The organism is Streptomyces sp. NBC_01460 (genome assembly GCF_036227405.1).
Taxonomy (GTDB): domain Bacteria; phylum Actinomycetota; class Actinomycetes; order Streptomycetales; family Streptomycetaceae; genus Streptomyces.
The window spans coordinates 7,913,535-7,933,171 of record NZ_CP109473.1 but is presented as its reverse complement, the minus strand read 5'-3'; the positions used below and the strand labels follow the sequence as shown (position 1 = coordinate 7,933,171).

General features: G+C 70.4%; 15 protein-coding genes. 7 read left to right on the top strand and 8 right to left on the bottom strand.

The genetic code is table 11. The features are described from left to right. The first annotated feature begins 161 nt into the window (after positions 1-161). Positions 162-836, top strand: a complete 675-nt coding sequence (locus OG488_RS35400) for a GntR family transcriptional regulator (RefSeq protein ID WP_329236766.1) — start codon at positions 162-164, stop codon at positions 834-836. An 82-nt stretch (positions 837-918) separates the two neighbouring features. Here the strand turns inward: OG488_RS35400 and OG488_RS35395 are convergent, their stop codons facing one another. Then, positions 919-2,232, bottom strand: coding sequence for an MFS transporter (locus OG488_RS35395; RefSeq protein WP_329236764.1), 1,314 nt, complete (start codon positions 2,230-2,232; stop codon positions 919-921). Between the two features lie 712 nt (positions 2,233-2,944). Between OG488_RS35395 and OG488_RS35390 the strand changes: the two genes are divergently transcribed. Then, a complete protein-coding gene (locus OG488_RS35390) occupies positions 2,945-4,135 on the top strand; it encodes an amidohydrolase family protein (RefSeq protein ID WP_329236762.1) in 1,191 nt (396 codons plus the stop codon). 410 nt (positions 4,136-4,545) lie between these two features. Here the strand turns inward: OG488_RS35390 and OG488_RS35385 are convergent, their stop codons facing one another. Next, the gene (locus tag OG488_RS35385; protein WP_329236760.1) at positions 4,546-6,873 is read right to left on the bottom strand and encodes a transketolase-like TK C-terminal-containing protein; all 2,328 of its coding nucleotides are present in this window, start codon (positions 6,871-6,873) and stop codon (positions 4,546-4,548) included. Between the two features lie 272 nt (positions 6,874-7,145). Here OG488_RS35385 and OG488_RS35380 point away from each other — a divergent pair, with 272 nt between their 5' ends. From OG488_RS35380 to OG488_RS35365, 4 genes are all read left to right on the top strand, one after another. After that, on the top strand, positions 7,146-7,625 hold the full coding sequence (locus OG488_RS35380) for an Lrp/AsnC family transcriptional regulator (RefSeq protein WP_329236757.1): 480 nt from the start codon (positions 7,146-7,148) through the stop codon (positions 7,623-7,625). A 919-nt stretch (positions 7,626-8,544) separates the two neighbouring features. Then, positions 8,545-9,393, top strand: coding sequence for a fumarylacetoacetate hydrolase family protein (locus tag OG488_RS35375; protein ID WP_329236756.1), 849 nt, complete (start codon positions 8,545-8,547; stop codon positions 9,391-9,393). A gap of 178 nt (positions 9,394-9,571) precedes the next feature. Further along, entirely contained in the window at positions 9,572-10,144 is a 573-nt protein-coding gene (locus OG488_RS35370; RefSeq protein WP_329236754.1) for a VOC family protein, read from the top strand. Positions 10,145-10,281: 137 nt separating this feature from the next. Then, a complete protein-coding gene (locus OG488_RS35365) occupies positions 10,282-10,749 on the top strand; it encodes a hypothetical protein (protein WP_329236752.1) in 468 nt (155 codons plus the stop codon). Between the two features lie 642 nt (positions 10,750-11,391). Here OG488_RS35365 and OG488_RS35360 read toward each other — a convergent pair. From OG488_RS35360 to OG488_RS35340, 5 genes are all read right to left on the bottom strand, one after another. Further along, positions 11,392-12,042 (bottom strand): CoA transferase subunit B, encoded by a 651-nt coding sequence (locus OG488_RS35360; protein WP_329236750.1) that lies wholly within the window; start codon positions 12,040-12,042, stop codon positions 11,392-11,394. Then, positions 12,042-12,824 carry a CoA transferase subunit A gene (locus OG488_RS35355; RefSeq protein WP_329236748.1) on the bottom strand — a complete coding sequence of 261 codons (783 nt, stop codon included), beginning with the start codon at positions 12,822-12,824 and terminating at the stop codon, positions 12,042-12,044. Before OG488_RS35355 ends, OG488_RS35360 begins: the two co-directional genes overlap by 1 nt. Positions 12,825-13,087: 263 nt before the next feature. Then, the gene (gene mhpA, locus OG488_RS35350) at positions 13,088-14,740 is read right to left on the bottom strand and encodes a bifunctional 3-(3-hydroxy-phenyl)propionate/3-hydroxycinnamic acid hydroxylase MhpA (RefSeq protein WP_329236746.1); all 1,653 of its coding nucleotides are present in this window, start codon (positions 14,738-14,740) and stop codon (positions 13,088-13,090) included. Positions 14,741-14,744: 4 nt separating this feature from the next. Next, on the bottom strand, positions 14,745-15,671 hold the full coding sequence (locus OG488_RS35345) for a VOC family protein (RefSeq protein ID WP_329236744.1): 927 nt from the start codon (positions 15,669-15,671) through the stop codon (positions 14,745-14,747). Between the two features lie 40 nt (positions 15,672-15,711). Beyond that, complete coding sequence (locus OG488_RS35340; protein ID WP_329236742.1) at positions 15,712-16,554, bottom strand: fumarylacetoacetate hydrolase family protein; 843 nt, start codon at positions 16,552-16,554, stop codon at positions 15,712-15,714. A 230-nt stretch (positions 16,555-16,784) separates the two neighbouring features. Between OG488_RS35340 and OG488_RS35335 the strand changes: the two genes are divergently transcribed. After that, positions 16,785-17,576, top strand: coding sequence for a FadR/GntR family transcriptional regulator (locus tag OG488_RS35335; protein WP_329236740.1), 792 nt, complete (start codon positions 16,785-16,787; stop codon positions 17,574-17,576). Between the two features lie 372 nt (positions 17,577-17,948). Here the strand turns inward: OG488_RS35335 and OG488_RS35330 are convergent, their stop codons facing one another. After that, complete coding sequence (locus tag OG488_RS35330) at positions 17,949-19,622, bottom strand: glycoside hydrolase family 27 protein (RefSeq protein ID WP_329236738.1); 1,674 nt, start codon at positions 19,620-19,622, stop codon at positions 17,949-17,951. Positions 19,623-19,637 lie beyond the last annotated feature (15 nt).

Below are 19,637 nucleotides of genomic sequence, written 5' to 3'. Positions count from 1 at the left end.
CACCCTGCTGCCGAGATGACCCCGGCGCCCCGCACCGTGTCGCCGACCACAGTGCGGGGCGCCGTCGGCGGTTGCGCCACCCTTGTCATGTGCGCGGCTCTTCCACAGGGCGTCGCTATAGTTGATATCGACCACCGGACGGCCGAGGCAAGGGATACACCGTGGCGACACCCCGAGGGGCCCTGCAGCCCATCACGTCACGGTCCGTGGTGGAGCAGGCCACCGAGGAACTGCGACGCGCGATCCTGACCGGCGACCTGGCCCCGAGCGCGGAGTACTCGCTTCGCGAGCTGGCCGGCATGCTCGACATCAGCTTCATCCCCATCCGCGAGGCGCTGCGCAGTCTGGAGAGCGAGGGTCTGGTCATCATGCGGCCCGGCCGCAGCGCGGTCATCGCCCCGCTCGACCTCGACGACCTGCACGGGATCTACCGCCTCCGGCGCGCCCTGGAGCCGGAGATCGCCCGGCGTTCGTGCGCCCTGTTGACGGACGAGGAACTGGACCGACTGGAGTCCTCGGCCGCCGAGTTCGGTGCCCGGGAGCACGGCATGGCGGACATCTACGACGACCACCACGCCTTCCACCTCGCGCTCCTGGCCCCGGCCGCGACCGTCTGGGACATCCGCGTCCTCACCACGCTCTGGCGCGCGGGGGAACGCTACATCCGCATCGGCTTCGGTCAGCTGGACCCTGATCCCGCCGAGCACGAGCGGCGGGGCAGGGCACACACGGACCTCCTGGCGGCATTCCGCACCCGCGACCCCGCCACGGTCGCCGCCGCCGTCGAGCAGCACCTCGCCCGCAACGAGAAGATCGCCTTCTCCGCCCTGTCTTGAACGCGACCACCCCTGGGGGTGTCCGACCGGCTCCACCGGTGGGACACCCCCAGGGGTGGTACGCGTGCGGCGGGCCGCTCGGTCACCGGACGAGAGGCGCCTCGGAGGGCACGCCGGACGGCTCGGCGGCAGGCGGACGCCTGCCCGGCCTCAGTAGCCCGATCAGGACCGCGCCGAGGAGTGCCGGGACGACGAAGGCGTAGAAGCCGGCCTTGGACGAGCTGATCAGTACGGTGACGGCGGCGAGATAGCTGGGGCCGACAATGGCGCCCACACGCCCCACACCGAGGCTGAATCCCAGCGCGGTGCCGCGCAGGCGCGCAGGGTGGGCGTGCGCCACGTAGATGTTGACGAGCGCCTGGGTACCGAGCGCCCCGAAACCGGCGACGGCGGAGGCGACGAGGAGCAGCGGGCGCGGCTGTGGCGTGCTCAGGGTGATCATGGCGGCCGCGGCAAGGAGGAAGCTGACGATCGTGGCGGCCTTCAGCAGTCCGCGGTCGGCGACCAGGGCGGCGCCGATGGTGCCGATGACGGCTCCGACGTTGAAGGCGATGGAGAACTCGAGCGAAGAGCCGAGGTCGTACCCGGAGTCGACCATCAGCGTGGGCAGCCAGGTGCTGGCACCGTAGACGATGACGAGCCCGGAGAACGTGGCCGCCCAGAACAGCAGGGTGGAGCGGCGGTACCCCGGAGCGAGCAGTTGACGCAGCCGGTTGGCGTCGTCGTACGGCTCGGCTGCGGACGGGAGGGACTCAGCCGTGGCGTCGGCCTTGGCCTCGTCGAGCGGAGCCTGCGCTGGACGGTCCCGCACCACAGCGGGGACCAGACGCCACACCACGGGGATCAGCACCAGGGGAACAGCCCCGAAGAGGAAGAGCGTACGGAAGTCCCACTCCGGCAGCAGGGTCCGGCCCACGACGCCGGTGAGGATTCCGCCGATGGCCAGTCCCGTCGTGGCGGTGCCCACCTGGAGGGAGTGGCGGGCGGGCGTGGCCGCTTCGCTGACGTACGCGGTGACGAGGGGGATCAGAGCGCCGATGCCCATGCCGGTGAGGAACCGGGTCGCCGCGAAGAGGGTGAGGTCTGCGGCCACGGCGCTCAGCAGCATGCACACAGAAAGCCAGGCCAGGCTGATGACCATGGGGAGGCGACGGCCGTAGAGGTCACCGGCCCAGCCGGCGGCGATGGAACCGAGGGGCATGCCCAGCGCGGTGAGACTGCCCAGCAGTCCCAGCGTCGACTTGGTGACGTCCCAGTCGGGGTGGGACAGCAGGGAGGGGCCGACTGCACCCAGGATGAAGAGGTCGTACCCCTCGATGCACAGGATGACGAGCCCGAGGGCCACCGCTGGACCGGGGCGGGCCCCGGTCACGGGGGTGGCGGGGGTGGGGTTCATGTCCGTACTCCTCATGAGGAACTGCACGAGTGGGAAGGCCACGGCGACGCCGGAGAAGGCATGACAGAGGATCGGGGCGATCGCGGGGGTGCCCGCCGCGCTCGGCGGGCCGGGGTCGGAGCGCTCGTCCGTGGACCAAGCACCCCACCGTGGGCACGGGGTGCCGTGGCAGGGGAATTCAGCTCGGGAGGGCGCACCCAGTGGCCGACAATGGGCGCCACACGGGGCGTTACGTCGCCGGGACGCGTCGCCGGGCGTCACGGTCGGACTGCGGCGCGGGCACGGCCGGGTCGGTAGGCCTCGTCCCGTCATTGTCACGCCGCAGGGGAACTGGCAGTGATGCTGAAGCCCCTCATGTGCGCGTGTCAATGCCTGTGTCGGACCTACCGCGAACGTTGTCCTCGTACGGGCATCCCGTTGTGGCCAAAAGGCTGGGCCGTGGGGTTGCACCGAGGGTTGCTGTTATCACATATAGCGGCTACGGTCGGTGCGTCCTCCTGGCACTGGCCCCGCGGCCGAGGCGGCCACGGGGCCGAGCCCACCGGCGTCGCCACAGGACTGCCCGCCCCGCGCCCGGAACACCCGGGCTCGCACGGCCGGCCGTCTCGCTTCCTCGGAACGCCGCGCCGACAGCCGATCACCGTCGCCGCTCGTGAGCCGGAGGCACGAACGCCGTACTTTCCGCACCCGCCCGGCAGAAAGGCCTACAACGATGTGCCTCAATGACAGGAACCGGCGTGACTTCTTCAAGACGGCCGCGGCGGCCGGAATCGCCGTCGCAGGGGTGCAGGCGCTGGCGACGCCCGCCACCGCACTTGCGCAGGAACACACCGTCCGCCTCGGCGACAAGGTCGCGTTGACCAATGTCAGGGTCTTCGACGGGGACCGGGTCACCACGCCGCGCACCGTGGTCGTCGACAACGGACGGATCGGGATCAGCGCCCTCGGCGCACGCCGCATCGACTGTGCGGGCGCGGTGCTGCTACCGGGGCTGATCGACTCTCACATCCACCTGCGGGACGTCAACACCCTGCACCAACTGGCCGGTTCCGGCGTGACCACCGGGCTGGACATGGCCTGCTTCCCGCCTTCGGTCGTCGACTCGCTGCGCAGACTGCCCGGCCTGCCCGACATCCGCAGTGCGGGCACTCCGGCGGTCGCGCCCGGGAGCCCGCAGAGCCAGCTGCCCATCTTCCCGGCGGACGCGGTCCTGACCGGCCCGGACCAGGCCTCCCGGTTCGTACGCGCCCGGATCGCCGAAGGGTCCGACTACATCAAGATCATCATCGACGAACCAGGGCTGAGCCCGGAGACCGTCAAGGCCGTGACAACGGTGGCGCACTCCTTCGGCAAACTCGTGATGGCCCACGCGACCACCACGGCCATGGCGGAGCGTGCGCTGGACGCGGACGTCGACATGATCCACCACGTACCCCTTGACAGCGCCCTGCCCGCTGCCGTGGCGGCACGGTACGCCGCCACGGGCACCGTCGCCGTACCCACTCTGACGATGATGGAGGGATTCGCCGGGCTCGGGATACCCGGGATGGACTACGCGGCCGCCGAGGGCAGCGTCGCCGCGCTGCGCCGCGCCGGCGCGCGGATCCTCGCGGGCACGGACGCCAACAGCACCCCGGGAATACCGGTGCAGCCACCCTTCGGCACCAGCCTCCACCACGAACTGGAGTTGCTGGTCCGGGCGGGTCTGACCGTCCGTGAGGCGCTGCGGGCCACGACCAGCCTGCCCGCCGAGTCATTCGGACTGCGGGACCGCGGCGCCATCCGCCCTGGATATCGCGCCGACCTCCTCCTCGTCGACGGCGACCCGCTCGCCGACATCACCGCTACCCGTGCCATCCGGCGGGTCTGGGTCGGTGGCGTGGAGTACTCCCCCGCCACCTGACCGGCTCGCGGACCACCGCGGCCGGCACGTCCTTCGACCGGACCACCGCCCTCCCAGCCGGACATCCGGCCGGGAGGGCGGTGACCGGGTCGTGGCACGACGCAGGGCACACCGGCGCGGGCGCCGTCAGCACGGGACACAGCACGGGCCACCGAGCACCTGCGGGCGCTCCCCGTTCATCCATCGGAGAAGCGGCGTCATGACGTTCCCAGCTCCGGCCGGGGCTCCGTGGACCGGTCGAGGGGGGTCCCGCCCTGCTCGCGGTTCGGACTGCCGATGACCGCGGCCGTCGGCAGCTCGGCATCAGAGGAGGCCGAAGGCCGAGAATCTCGCGTCGGCACCCGAAGGAACCGAGTGCCGTACGGGACCGGCGTCGAACCCTCGACACCGGCCCTGTACGGCACTGCACGTCACTCGGTGAGGTCGAGCGCGGCGCCGACGATGCTGTCGGTGTCGATCCCGTGGTAGCGGTAGACCTCGTCCAGGGAGCCCGACTGGCCGAAGCGCGTGACGCCCAGCCTTCGGATCGGCACTCGGTGGATGGTGGAAAGGAAGGCGAGGGTGTGGGGGTGACCGTCCAGAACGGTGACCAGAGGCGTGGCCCGCTGCGCGGGGAAGACATGATCGAGGATCCAGTCCGGCGCCTCACCATGCCCGGCACGGGCGTCGAGTGCCCGGTAGAGCAGTCCCGGGCTCGTCACGCAGACGACGTCGGCCAGGACGCCGAGGTTCTGGAGACGGTCCGCCGCGGCCAGGGCCTCGGTCACCATGGCGCCCATGGCCGCGATGGTGACCTGGGCACCGTCCTGCCGACGCAGGGTGTAGGCGCCGGCGACGACCTGCCGGCGACGGCGTTCCCGGGCTGCAGGATCGGTGGGGACCCGAGCGAGGCTCTGGTCGACGGGGCGGGTGGACAGTCGCAGGTAGGCGGAGCCGCCGTCGGGCCCGCCGAGGCCGGAGAGGGCGGCCAGCAGCGCCCATTCCGTATCGAGGGCGAACGCCGGCTCCCAGGTCGTGCAGCCGGGCTGCTCGATACCGAGGGACGGTGTGGTGATGGACTGGTGGGCACCGCCTTCGGGCGCGAGGGTCACGCCGGAGGGGGTCCCGACGAGGATCGACCGGCCGCCGGCGTAGATACCGAAGGACCAGGGTTCCAGGGCGCGTTGCACGAAGGGGTCGTACAGCACGCCGATGGGCAGCAGTGGCTCGCCCCAGCGGCTCCAGGTCGCTCCGAGCTCTCCGAGGAGGCCGACCAGGTTGGTCTCGGCGATACCCAGTTCGATGTGCTGGCCGGTCGGCCGCTCCCGCCAGTGCAGGATGGTCTCCGCGTCGTCGGCGAACCAGTCCACGCGCTCGGTGGGCGACCAGACTCCGACTTTGTTGACCCAGCCGCCCAGGTTGGTCGACGAGCTGACGTCGGGGCTGACCGTCACCACCCGGCGCGCAGCTTCGGGCGCACTGCGCGTCAGGTCGAGCAGCACCCGGCCCAGGGCGGCCTGGGTCGTCGCCACGCCCGTCGGGGTACGGCCGATGTCCGTCGGAATCTCCGGGATCCGCGCCTCGGGAACGGCGTCCCGGCGCAGCCTCGCCGCCGTTTCCTCGCAGAGACGGGCCGCCGCCGTGTCCGCCGCGAAACCTTCCCAGGGGTGGTCGAGATCGGCGCGCAACTCGTCGGCCAGCTCCCGCATCTGCTCGTCCGTCAGCAGAGAGGAGTGGTTCTGCGGGTGCCCCTGGGTGGGCAGTCCGTGGCCCTTGACGGTGTAAGCGAAGATCACCGTGGGCCGGCGGTCGTCCACCTCGGACAGCGCGGTGTCGAGGGCGGACAGGTCGTGACCGCCCAGATTGCGGACCGCCTCCATCAGGGTGGCGTCGTCGGTCTCCGCGAGCAGTTCGGTGATCACCGGGGCTTCGGGGCCGGTGCCGGGCAGCCGGTCACGCAGTTCACCGGCGGAGCAGCGCAGCAGACGCTGGTACTCCGGGTTGGACATGTCGTCGATGCGGGCCCGCAGTGCGTGGCCGCCGGGGCGCGCGCACAGCTCCTCCAGGAGCATGCCGCACTTGAGGGTGATCACCTGCCACCCGGCCGCGGCGAACATTCCGTGCAGGCGGCCGGCAGCGATGTTCGGCACGACGCGGTCGAGGGACTGCCGGTTGAGGTCGACGATCCAGACCAGTTCGCCGAGTTCGGCGACCTGCGGGTCCAGCACCGCCTCCCACACCGCGCCCTCGTCCAGCTCCGCGTCTCCCACCAGCGCGTACTGCCGGCCGGCGAAACCACCGCCCGCGCTCCTGTCCGCGTAGCGGCGCGCCATGGCACCCCAAATCGTCGCCGTGGCCCCGATGCCCACCGACCCGGTGGAGTAGTCGACCGGGTCGGGGTCCTTGGACCGGCTCGGGTAGCTCTGGAGACCGCCGAAGGCGCGCAGCGTGGACAGGTAGGAGGCGTCCAGTTCGCCGAGCAGGTGATTGATGGCGTGCAGGACCGGGGAGGCGTGCGGCTTGACCGAGACCCTGTCCTCGGGACGCAGATGACGGAACCACAGGGCCGTCATGATCGACACCATCGAGGCGCACGATGCCTGATGACCGCCGACCTTGAGCCCCGACGGGTTGGGGCGCACCCGGTTGGCGTGGTGCACGATCGCGCTGGAAAGCCACAGCACGCGATCCTCGATCTCGTGCAGCACGTCGAGGGCAGCGGTCGTGGTCCGCCGGGGGGCGGCTGGTGCGGTGGTCATGGCGAAACGGTCTCCTCGCTCGGCACATCCGGTTCGCAGACGTGCGACCGGCTGTGACTTGGGACGTACCACGGCGGCGTGAAGAGCGCACCGGGTGTGCCCCGGCGCGCGTCGGGCCGGCTCACGAGCGGATCACGGTCGGCGGCGTGCTGCCAGGGGCGGGATCGTTGGAGACGAGAAGACCACCAGGTCAGGATGGTGCACAAGAACCCGCGAGGAAATTACGCAGAATGCCCAATCACCCACCCTCTCAGCCCCGGAAGGTGCGCATCGTGCCCAGCTCCGAGCGGATCGACCCCACCGACGCGCGCCTGCTCCTGGCGCTCGCCGCCCAACCCCGAGCCACCACGGTGGCGCTCGCCGAGGCGAGCGGGTTGAGCCGCAACACCGTCCATGCGCGTCTGGCCGCACTGGACCGCACGGGTGTCGTGGACGCCTTCGAGCGGTGCGTCGACCCCGCGGCCCTCGGCTACCCACTCACCGCGTTCGTGACCACCCAGGTGGCACAGCGCAGGCTGGACCAGGTCGCGCACGCGCTCGCGGCGATCCCCGAGGTTCTCCAGGTGCACGGACTGTCCGGTGACACCGACCTGCTGGTCCATGTGGTGGCGACCGACGCCGAGGACCTGTACCGCGTGGCCGGCCAGATCCTCGACATCCCCGGGGTGGAACGCACCAGTACGGCACTCGTCATGCGAGAGCTGGTCGGCTACCGGCTCGCTCCGCTGCTTCGCCGAACCGCCGCACGCTGATCGTCGCCCTCGCACCGCCGGGCCCTGACAGGTCACCGCACTCTGACCTCTGCGGAATCATCGTCCGACCTCGGCGCCTGGGCCGGAACGGCCGTACGACCCGCGAAGGAAGCAGCCGGTCCCGTAGCCGTACGCCCTTGCGATCCCAAGGCTTGAAGCCGGACCGTGGGCTGCCCTCCATGGCGTCGCCCATTGCGATGGACACTACGGCGCTCTACAGTTCCGCCACACAGCACCAGACACGTCCGCGTCGGGTGTCCCGGCGGTCCGCCGGTGAGCCGGCGACGTGTCCGCAGACGGCGGCAGAGGCCGTCCTGCCCTCCTCCCCCGTTCCCCGCCTTGCGACTGGTCGCCCCGATGTCCGGGCCGCGTGTCCTTCGCGTGTGGGCCGAGTGATGAATCGAGGCACTCATGAACGTCCTCAGCGGAGTGCGCCGGGTCTGGTCCGGCGCCCAGAACGTGCCCCAGCGCTGCTCCCCCCTGACCACCACCCCTCGCCTCCATGCCGTCGGCGGGCGGGTCGGCCGGGCCGTACCTCCGTCCGAGCGCAGCTCCCGCAGGCGAGACAGCCGATGCTGATGCGAGCGACGACACGGACACCTGAGACCCCACCGTCGTTCAACTGGAAAGTCAGCACCCAACCTCTTGCTGTTATCACATATAGCGGAATACTCTGTGTTGCGTATCGCAGTCATCGAGCACTTCACCGGAATGATCGGTGCCGGCGGCCTCGCCGATGCCAATCCGCTCCGGCGGTGCTGGCGAAACCCCGCCATAGTCCATAGACGCGTGATCACAACGCCCGCAGTCACCTACGAGGTGCAGGGCACTGCCCCGGCGTCCCCAGCAAGATCAGCCATCCGGTACCGGCCACCGGCCCGGCCACGGGCCACCACTCGAGGAATACAGGAGCAGCTCCGTGCGCATCGCCAACCTCTCCGGCCGCTTGGTCCTCGTCGCCGACGGTCGCGCCGTCGACGTCGAGGAGACCAGCGGTGGCCGCTTCACCGCGGACCCACAGGCCGTCTACGAGCGTTGGGAGGAGTTCCGTCAGTGGGCGGCGCAGGCACGCCTGCCCGAAGGCAGCGATGTGGACCCCGCCCGTCTGGGCGCCCCCGTGCCTGCCCCGCGGCAGATCGTCGCCGCCGGCCTGAACTACCGCGACCACGCCGCCGAGTCCGGATTCGCCGTGCCCGACACCATGCCGCCGGTCTTCACCAAGTTCGCCACCAGCATCACCGGGCCCGTCACCGAGGTAACCCTCCCGCCCGGCGGTCACACCGACTGGGAGATCGAACTCGTCGTCGTCATCGGCACCCGCGCCCACCATGTCTCCCCCGAGGCCGCCTGGGACCACGTCGCAGGGCTGACCGTCGGCCAGGACATCTCCGAGCGCATCACACAACTCGAAGGTCCTTCCCCGCAGTTCAGCCTCGGCAAGTCCTTCCCGGGCTTCGCCCCCATCGGACCGTGGGTGGTCACACCCGACGCGTTCAACGACCCCGACGACCTGGGGCTGCGCTGCACCGTGAACGGCGAGGAGGTCCAGAAGAGTCGCACCAGTGACCTGATCTTCTCCGTACCAGAGCTGCTCGCCCGTCTGTCCTCGGTGATCCCGCTGCTGCCCGGTGACCTCGTGTTCACCGGAACCCCGGCCGGTGTCGGCCTGGGCCGTGACCCGCAGCGCTGGCTCGCTCCTGGAGACGAACTGGTCAGCGTCATCGAGGGCATCGGCGAACTGCGCCAGCGCTTCGTCGCACAGACCTGACACCTCCGGCGGCCGCGTACCCACGAGGTCGCACGAACCTACCCGCATGAACCGTCGGATACTGAGAGCGCGGGCGCACCCCCGGACAATTTGCCCCAGGGCCACCGGCCTGTCGGCCGGCCGGCCGGTGAAAGGCCACTCCGGGTGGACGCCCGCAAATTCGATCGAGGAGGATCGGATGACTGCCACACCGAAGTTCGCGCACGTCGTGTTCCAGACCAGTAACCCCACCGCCATGCGGGACTGGTACTGCGCCGTTCTCGACGGACACGTGGTGTTCCAGAACGACAGCCTGTGCTTCATCACCTACGACGAGGAGCACCATCGCGTCGCCCTGCTCACACCGCCGGTCCCACTGGAGCGCAAGTCTCCCATGACGGCGGCGGCCCACCACATCGCCTACACCTTCGACCACCTCGACGACCTCCTCGCCCGCTACGAGCTACTGCGCGACAAGGGGGTCACTCCGGCGGTGTGTATCGCCCACGGTGTCACCACGTCCATGTACTACCAGGACCCGGACGGCAGCTTCGTGGAGATGCAGATCGACAACTTCGCCGACCCGCACGAGGCCACCGGTTACATGAATGGACCGGAGTACAGCGCCGACGCCGTCGGTCCCGCCTTCGACCCCGAGGCCATGTTCGCCGCCCGCCACGGCGGAGCGGCCGTCGAGGAGTTGGTCCACCGGTCATGGGCGCTGAAGAGCGACATGCCAGATCCGATGCTGGTCCTCACCGGAGCAGTCTGAGCGAGGAGCGGGGCCAAGACGTCGGACCAGGGGGCGCCGGGACGAGACCGGTACTCCGCCGGCGCGCCGCCACCAGGCGGCCCGAGGCCGGTCGCCCCGCCCGGCCGTCCGCCCGTACCCACCGTCTAGGGGAATCCTTGAGCACCTCCAGCCACCACGCCGACTGCTTCATGTGCGGCCTGGAACAGACCGAAGACGGCGCCGTCGTTTTCCGTGACCCTCTTTGGTCGGGGGAAGTGGTCCCCGGTTATGACGTACCCGGCTGGTTCGTCCTGCGGGTCCGTCGACACGCCGAGCGCATCACCGGGCTCGACGAGGCCGAGCTGGCCACGTTCGCCCGCCGCGCACGCGACCTGGTCGCGGCGGTCACCGAGGCGACCGGCGCGCCCGCGACGTATCTGCTGGTCTTCGGCGAGAACCATCCGCACTTCCACGCGCTCATCACGGCTCGTGGCGACGACGTCCCCGCGGACCGGCGCAACGGGAACATACTGCGGCTCCGGGCCGAACACACCGACCCGGAGTCCGCCGCCCGCCTGGTGCCGGCGGTGCGTCGTGCCTACGAGCGCCTCGCCGACCACGGCACCTACCCGCTTTCGGCCTGACCACCGGGGAGCGGATCGGGTCCCGGTCGTCGGGCGACCGGGACCTGCTCGACGCCCGCGCATCAGACGTGGCGCAGGGCGCAGGTGGCCCCGACGTCGGCCAGGCGGACCCGTCCACCAGGAGCAGGCCCGCGCGGAGCCCGCGGCGACCGGGCCCCGGTCGTCGAGACGGAAATGCCGGGCGGGCAGGACGGTGGCCGTGCGCCGCGCTCGGCCGGGGTGAGGCCGGCCGCGACCAGGGGTACGAGTTCGCGGTGGATGCTCGCGCCGTCCCGACCTGAAGGGCGCCCCCACGGCTGGGCGTCGGTGTCGGCGTGGACCGGGTCACGCTCCGCACGGCGTTGCCGTGGGCGGGTGCGACGCCCCGCACCGTCGCCGTGCCCTCCATCATGGTGAGGGTGGGAGTGCAGACCTGGCCCTGAGCCGCCGTGCGCGCGCTCTCCGCGGCGTCCGGCGGCCGGTCCAGGGAGATGTGGGTGACGAAGTCGACGCCCGCCTCGAAGGCCATGAGATGTGCCCGTGCTCGTGGCGTGCGCGACCGCCGGAGCCGTGGGTGAAGGCCGCCGGCGGGTCCTTCGGACCCGCCGGTCGGTTCCGCCGACCCGGTGGCTGTCCGGGATCACGGGGCCGGCGAAAGTGGGTTCACCGCGTCGGTGCGCCCTCGGAGAGGTGTACGGGCGCCGCGGTGGCGACCACGACCTGCTCCGGGGTGACACCGGGGGCTGTCTCCACCAGGACGAGCCCGCCGCCGGTGATGTCCAGGACGGCGAGGTCGGTGATGATCCGGTGGACACAGGAGCGCCCGGTCAGTGGAAGAGTGCATTCCGGGACGATCTTCGGACTGCCGTCCCTCGCGGTGTGCTCCATGAGAACGATGACGCGGCGGGCTCCGTGGACGAGGTCCATCGCGCCGCCCATGCCCTTGACCATCTTGCCGGGGATCATCCAGTTGGCGAGATCACCCTGGGCGGAGACCTGCATGGCGCCGAGGATCGCGGTGTCGATGTGACCACCGCGGATCATGCCGAAGGAGAGCGCGGAGTCGAAGAAGCTCGCGCCCGGCAGCACCGTCACGGTCTCCTTGCCCGCGTTGATCAGGTCCGGGTCCACCGCGTCGTCGGCCGGGTAGGGGCCGGTGCCCAGGATGCCGTTCTCCGACTGGAGGACCACCTGCACGCCCTCGGGCACGAAGCCGGGTACGAGGGTGGGCAGTCCGATGCCGAGGTTGACGTAATCTCCGTCGCCAAGTTCCGCTGCCGCCCTGGCGGCCATCTCGTTCCTTGTCCAGGACATCAGACGGACACCACCCCTCGTGCTGCGGGCGCGGAGATCGTACGTCGTTCGATCTGCTTGTCTGCCGCCTGCTCGACGGTGAGGGCGACCACGCTCTGGACGAACACGCCGGGGAGGTGGATCTCGTCCGGGCCGAGGGCGCCCGGTTCGACGAGTTCCTCGACCTCGGCGATCGTGACGCGGCCGGCCATGGCGGCCAGGGGGTTGAAGTTGCGGGCGGACTTGTCGAAGACGAGGTTGCCGTGCCGGTCCCCTCGGGCCGCCCGCACCAGGGCGTAGTCGCAGGTGATGGCTTCCTCCAGGACGTAGTCACGGCCGTTGAAGGTACGGATCTCCTTGGCCGGTGAGGCGACGGCGACACTGCCGTCGGGGTCGTGGCGCCAGGGGATACCGCCGTCGGCGAGCGGCGTGCCCACGCCCGCGGGGGTGTAGAAGGCGGGGATGCCGCAACCGCCGGCACGCAGGCGTTCGGCGAGGGTCCCCTGGGGGACGAGCTCCACTTCCAGCTCACCGCCGAGGTACCGGCGGGCGAACTCCTTGTTCTCGCCGACGTAGGAGCCGGTGACCCGGGCGATGCGTCCGGCGCTCAGCAGCATGCCGAGGCCATGGTCGTCGGTGCCGCAGTTGTTGGAGACCACCCGCAGCCCGTCGGCGCCCTGCGCGTACAGAGCCGCGATAAGGGTGCTCGGGATTCCGCACAGGCCGAAACCTCCGACGGCCAGGGAGGCGCCGTCGCCGATGAAGGCCACGGCCGCGGCCGCGGAGGGGGATGTCTTGTCCATGGACGTCCTTCAGGATCTTCGCGAGGTGCGTTTCGGATGGGGCGGCGTACGCCAGGGGCGCGCGCCGGGGGCGTCCGGGCCGTGTGGCAGCGGCGACAGGCCCGGACGCCGGGCGGTGCTCCCGGCTGGTGGCACCGGGGCACGACGGCGCACGGACTGTGCGGAAGTCCGGCGCCGTGGTCGGTGAAGTCCTCTCGCCCTCTTTTCGCGGGACGCTGCTTCCGCCGGCGCCGGGTGTCTGCCCGGCGCCAAGACGCGGGTGGCTATCGCTCGCCGGCGGCTGTGAGCGGTTCGGGTACCGAGGCCCGCCCGTCGGTCGCGACGGGGTCACGCAGCTGCTCGCGCAGCTGGCCGACCAGCTCGCGTAGTCCCGACGCCTCGGTGGCGGCGCCGAACAGGTAGAAGTCGGGCCGGACCAGGGCGGCGACGTGTCCGTGCCCACGCATGTGGGGCAGGTAGCCGTCGGGGGCGTCGAGGTAGCCCTCGGGCGGGGCGCTGTCCTCGTACAGCGGCACGAGGTGCGCGCCGATGCCTGCGAGGAAATCGTGGTCGGTCGCGTCCAGGAGGTCGAGCGGCCCGGTCCCGTCGGCCAGGATCGTGAACCCGCCGCCGGTGAGGTCGTCCAGCAGTGCGGTGCGGCCCTGACGGGTGACCTCGTACTGCGGGGTGAGGTGACCGACGTCCGGGGCACGAGTGCCGTCAGGAGCACGCTTGAGGACGCCGTCGCCCAGAACGGGGGGCGGGGTGGGTGGCAGGGCGTGGCGCGGGTCGGCGCCCGCGGCGATCATGCGGGCGTCCCGGGAGGCGGCGGCATCGGGATCGAGTACGCAGATGACCTGACCGAGGGCCATGGACATGCCGATGGCGTGCTGGACGTGCTCGCTGCGCTCGGAGGTGTAGGTGTCCAGCAGTGCGGGATCGGCACGGCCGTCGAGGACGAGGTCGAGTTTCCAGGCCAGGTTGATGGCGTCGCGCAGTCCGGAGCACATGCCCTGCCCGGCGAAGGGCGGCATCTGGTGGGCGGCGTCACCGGCCAGGATGAGCCGCCCCTCGCGCCAGCGGTCGACCCAGCGGGCCTGGAAGGTGTAGACCGCGTGCCGTTCGATGGTGGTGTTCTGCGGGGTACGTCCCCAGGGCTCCAGCAGGCGCCAGGCCGCCTCCGGCGTCGTGAGTTCCTCGACGTTCTCGTGCGGCAGCCGCATGAACTCCCAACGGCGCCGGCCCGGACCGCCGGAGACGATCGTGGTGGGCCGCTCGGGGTCGCACAGCTGCCAGTTCTTCGGCGACCACTCGGTGTGGTCGTGCGGGAGCGTGTCGACGACCAGCCAGTCGTAGAAGAAGCCGAGGTCGGTGACGGAGGTGGTCATGGTGGTGCGGACGAAGCTGTTGGCCCCGTCGGCGCCGATGACGTAACGGGCGTGGATCTCACCGTCGTCGGCGTCGCCGGTGGTCAACCGGACGGATTCGGGGCCGGGTCGGAGGCCGGTGACTTCGCAGCCACGGCGTACGGTGACCGTGGCCTGGCCTTCCGCGGCTTCGGCGAGGACGGCCTCGAGCTGGGGCTGGCTGAAGAAGTTGGCGGTGGGCCAGCCGGAGGGGCCGGTGCCGGACCCGTCCATGCGTACCAGGGGCTCACCGGCCGCGTTGCGCCACTCGTAGTGGTCGGGCACCGGGTCGGTGACCGCGCGCACCGCCTCTCCGACTCCCCCGGCCTGGAAGATGCGGCCGATCTCGTGGTCGAAGTGCGCGGCGCGTGGCAGGGGGTAGGGGTCGGGCCAGCGCTCCAGGGCGATGACGTCGTGCCCGGCCCGGCCCAGCAACAGGGCCAGCATCTGGCCTACGGGCCCGAAGCCGACGATCGCGACATCGTGCACCTTCGGAGTCCTGTCGTGCGCCTTCGAAGAATTGCTGCTCACGGCTCTACCTCGACTCACTGTGGGTGCCGGTCATCAGGGCGGCGAGATCCTCGGGGGCGAGGAAGGAGGGCGGGGGCGGCGGCCCCCAGTTGAAGAGGCCCTTGGCGCCCTCCAGGACCTCCGGCGTCCACAGCTGGTCGTCGACGATGCAGTCCATGTCGGAGTAGTACTCACTGAAGTTGCCGGCCGGGTCCTTGAGGTACCAGAAGAAGTTGGATCCCGCGTGGTGGCGTCCCAGACCCCAGATGTGCCGCTCGGGGTGGTCCTCCAGCATCGCGGTGGCGCCACGGCCGACCTCGTCGATGTCGTCGACCTGCCACGAGGAGTGGTGCAGGAAGGCCACCGGCGCCGCCAGAACCAGGATGTTGTGGTGATCGGTCGAGCAGCGCAGGAACGCCCCGTGGTCCTTGATGTAGTCGGAGGCCTTGAAGCCGAGGCCGTCCCGGAAGAACGCGGTCGTGGCGTCGAAGTCGGTGGTGCCGACGACGGCGTGGCCCAGCTTGCGTGGCTGCACCCGCGCGGTGCGCAGGATGCCGGGCGCACGGGATCCGGTGCGCTCGATCCGGCCGGGGCCGTTGTGGACGGGGGCCGCCACCGGGTTCTGGACCAGGCGGGGGGCGACTTCCAGGACGGCGCGTACGGCGGTGGCCCCGTCGTACGCGGTCAGCGTCCCGGCGTCGACCGTACTCTCGATTCCTAGCCGCTGCAGGCGGGAGGCGGCCGCCGCGAGGTCGTCCGGCGTGTCGACGCCGACACGGACCTCCACCAGGCGGCGGGCCGGTGCCTGGACGATACGGAGTTGGCGTCCGGCGTCCCGGGTTGTGAACCAGCCCTCCCCGTCCGGGGTGAGACCGAAGTCGGTGTAGTAGGCGGCGGTCTCGGCGACATTGGGGACCCCCACGGTGATGGAGGTCAGACGGTGCAGTGCCATGGGAATTCCTCGACTCCTTCGTCCGTCGGTTCCGTCCGGCTCAGGCGATGAAGGTCTGACGCAGCTCGCCGATGCCCTCGACGGCGCTGACGAGTTCGTCGCCGGCGGCGAGGAAGCGCTGTGGGTCGCGGCCGAGACCGACGCCGGCCGGGGTGCCTGTGAAGATGACGTCTCCGGGCAGGAGTGGCAGGACTGCGGACAGTCCCGCGATCAGGGCGGGCACGGAGAAGATGAGGTCGCGCGTACGGCCCTTCTGGACCTCTTCGCCGTTGACCGCGCAACGCAGTTCGAGGTCGTCGGGGTCGTCGAACTCGTCCGGCGTGACCAGCCACGGCCCTATGGGAGCGAAGCCGGGGTAGGACTTGCCGACGCTGAACTGGGGCGCCGGCCCCGCCAGTTGCGTCACGCGCTCGGAGATGTCCTGCCCGACCGCGAGACCGGCAACGTGGTTCCAGGCGTCGGCCTCGGAGACGCCCTCGGCGCGGCGGCCGATGACGGCGACCAGCTCGACCTCCCAGTCGGTGTTGCCGTCCGTCGGGAGCTTCACCTGCGTGACTGGCCCGCTGATGCTGGTGACGAACTTGGTGAAGACCGGCGGCAGACCCTCGGGAGCGGCGAATCCGGACTCGGAAGCGTGGTCCCGGTAGTTCAGGCCGATCGCCAGCGTCTGCCGCGGCGCCGGTGCCGGGGAACCCAGCCCGGCCGGCTCGAACGGTTCTCCTCCGGGCAGGTCCGCGGCGGCGGCCCAGGAACGGAACTCCTCCCAGTGCTCGTAGACGGCCTGCGGGTCGGCGGAGAAGCGGCCGGCACTGGCCTTTTCGACGTCCACGGCGCAGCCGTCGACAAGGAGGGCCAGACGACCGGAGAGGTTGGCGATGCGCATGATGTGTCTCCCGGACTGGGGAAGGGGGCGGACCACCCGAAGCCGCTTCGGCGGGGGTGGCCGCTCGACTGCCGAGGGAATCGCAAGGACGGCCCGTCGGCGACAACGGGGTCTTGCTCCCCCATCAGCAATTCAGCATGATGATTACCTTGATGTTGCGTGTGGTTGACCCGAGCGTCAAGAGGTTCGGGAAAAATGAGCATGATGAATATGACGGCTTAGGAGAAGACGTGAGCACCACCCCCGACCGAGCCCCACGGCACAACCCGCCGGAAGCCGCCCCCTCCGGCGGCCGAAGCCTCGGCGTCTCACCGCGGCAGACGTCCTCCGGACGTGCCGAGAAGGCCGCCGAGAAGGTCGCGGGACTGATCGAGAGCGTGCCGCCCGGCTCTCGCCTGGGCACCAAGGAGCACCTTCGCACCCTGTGCGGAGTGTCCGTGGGCACGTTCAACGAGGCGCTGCGCCTGCTGCAGGCTCGCGGCCTGGTCACCGTGAAGCCCGGTCCGGGTGGCGGGCTGTTCAGCGCCGAGCAGTCCCCGATGGTCCGCCTCGGCAACTCCGTCCTGGCGCTGGACGCCCAGGCGAACGACGTCGCCGACGCCGTACGCATCCGCGACGCCCTGGACCCACTGCTGATCGAGGACGCCCTCTGGCACGCCTCCCCCGCCGACGTCGCGGCACTGCGTCGTCACATCACCGCCATGGAGCACGCCGTGGGCGCCGCGGATCCCGTCGCCTTCGTCCACGCCAACTGGCGCCTGCACGCCGCCATCGCCGCGATCAGCCCGAATCCGCTGCTCAGCTCGCTGTACACTCATCTGCTCGACCTGATCGAGAGCCACACGCTGACGGTGCTCCCCACCAGCGACCAACCCTTGGGCGAGTACATCGCGCACCGGCACGAACTGCACCGCGACCTGGTCGACGCCCTCGACCGACGGGACCGTGACGAGGCACTGCGGCTGATCCACGAGCACAACACCAGCCTTCGGACAGGGGGAGACCCTGCTACACAGCACTGACCGTTCCGCCAACCGGGCGAAGCGGCCCGCACCGGACGTCTCAAGCCCGATGCGGGCAGCGCGGCCTTCCGCGCACACAGCCGCCCAGATCACACCGGGGCATGTGCGTGCCGCTGCGCTTGCAGTACACCGCCGAGTGCACCGGCGAGGACCGACCACCGACGAAACAGCATGCGCCATTTCTGGTCGTTACTCGGAAACCGCACGTCGGACGCGTTCGTAGGGCGGGTGATCGCAGTATTCCATGGATGCATGAGGTGCACCGGAGCCCCGTGCCGGGCGGGCGCCGACCTCCAGTGCACCTACTGAGCTGTCATCTTGGAGCGGTCACACATCGGCCTCAGCTGTCCGCTTCCGTGGGGGCACGGCGGATCAGCCCAGGATCCATTGCTGGTTGGCGCCCCCGTTACAGGTCCACAGCTCCAGCGCGGTGCCGTTGACGTTGCCTGCCGGCTTGTCGCCGCCTGTGACGTCGAGGCACAGTCCCGACTGGACACCGGTGATGGTCCCGTCGGGGCTGAGCTTCCACTGCTGGTTGGCCCCGCCGTTGCACGTCCACAGCTGGACCGCGGTGCCCCGGGTAGTCCCCTTCTCGTGGACGTCGACGCACTGCGTGCCGTTGTAGAGGCGCAGCTCACCGGCGGCGGTGAGCGTCACGGCCTGGTTGGGGCGGCCGTTGCAGTCCCAGATCTCGATCTTGGTCCCGGGCTCCGTCGCGGCGCCCTCCGCGTCGAGGCAGCGCTGGGAGGAGGCGCTGATCAGCGGGTGGGTCGTACCGATACTGCTGCCGGTGCCGACCGAGACCCGGTACATCACCGTGCCGTGGGCGGGCACCGACGCACTGATCGTGCCGCTCGTCGACGACACCGCCTTCGACCACAGGTTGGAGAGCTTGTACGAAGCCACGCCAGGCAGCCCGACCGCGGCGGCCGTGGTGCTGACGGTGGCGGTGGAGCTGCTCTCGTTGGTGAGGGTGACCGAGCGGTCGCCGTTGGCCAGCTGCTTGGTCATCACGACGCGTCCGCCGGAGGAGGAGACGACGGTGCCCTGCTTGCCCAGGGGGTCCTGATCGACGGCGATGACGTCGCGGTTCTCCAGGATGCTCAGCGTCGCCTCGCTCGCGGTGCGGATGTCGCTGCCGATGAGCAGAGGTGCGGCCATCTGCGCCCACAGGCTGAAGTGGGTGCGGTACTCGGTGTCGGTCATGCCACCGTTGCCGACTTCCAGCATGTCCGGGTCGTTCCATGCACCGGGTTCGGCGTACTGCGCCCGGGGCTGGTTCTCATGGGTGTTCTCGAGCATCTTCGACCAGGTGTCGTTGATGTCACCGGTGGTGCGCCAGGCGTTTCCGATGGCCGGCGCCCAGTTCCAGGGTGAGTTGGAGCCCCACTCGCAGATGCTGTAGAGGATCGGGCGGCCCGTGGCGGCGAGTGCGTCGCCCATCGTCTTGTACCGGGTCCGCGCGTCGGCGCCGGTGTTGTTGCAGTTGTCGTACTTCAGGTAGTCGACACCCCAGGAGGCCCACTGCTGGGCGTCCTGCTTCTCGTGCCCGAGGCCGCCCGGAAATCCCTCGTCCGCACAGGTCTTGGTGCCCGCACTGGAGTACAGGCCGAACTTCAGCCCCTTGGAGTGCACGTAGTCCGCGACGGCCTTGATGCCGTTCGGGAAGCGCACCGGGTCGGGGACCAGGTTGCCTGCGGCGTTCCGCGAGGGCAACGCCCAGCAGTCGTCGAGATTGACGTATGCGTAGCCGGCGTCCTTGAGCCCCTTCTCGACGAAGATGTCGGCGATGCCCTTGATCATCGCCTCGTTGAACTGCGCTCCGCAGCCTGTGGTGTTCCAGTTGTTGAAGCCCATCGGAGGCGTCCGGGCCAGGCCGTTCTCCAGCGCCGCGGCCTCCGGTGCGGAGGCTACGGCGGCGATCTGCGTACCGGCCGTGACTCCTGCTGTCACGACGGCCGCGCCGGTCAGACCGCCGGCAGCCAACGTCAGTGAAGCGGCCGAAGCCGCTATGCGTTGTCTTAAACTGTGCTGTTCGTGCAACATATGCGGCTCCTGGAG